Consider the following 357-nt stretch of genomic DNA (forward strand, 5'->3'; position numbering starts at 1 on the left):
TCCAAGGGTTGGGCTGTTCGCCCATTAAAGCGGTACGCGAGCTGGGTTCAGAACGTCGTGAGACAGTTCGGTCCCTATCCGTCGTGGGCGTAGGAAACTTGAGAGAAGCTGTCCCTAGTACGAGAGGACCGGGATGGATGTACCTCTGGTGCACCAGTTGTCTTGCCAAAGGCAGAGCTGGGTAGCTAAGTACAGAGAAGATAAGCGCTGAAAGCATCTAAGCGCGAAGCAAATCCCAAGATAAGGTTTCCCATAGAGTAATTCTAGTAAGATCCCTGAAAGACTATCAGGTAGATAGGCCAGAGGTGTACAGATAGCAATATCTTTAGCTGACTGGTACTAATAGATCGAGGATTT

At 49.0% G+C, this 357-nt stretch carries 1 rRNA gene; it reads left to right on the forward strand.

Going from position 1 to position 357, the window contains the following annotated elements:
* Positions 1-357, forward strand: a 23S ribosomal RNA gene (locus B5D41_RS00010); the annotation flags it as partial.

Origin of the sequence: Selenihalanaerobacter shriftii (genome assembly GCF_900167185.1) — a bacterium.
In the GTDB taxonomy this organism is placed as follows: Bacteria; Bacillota; Halanaerobiia; order Halobacteroidales; family Acetohalobiaceae; genus Selenihalanaerobacter; species Selenihalanaerobacter shriftii.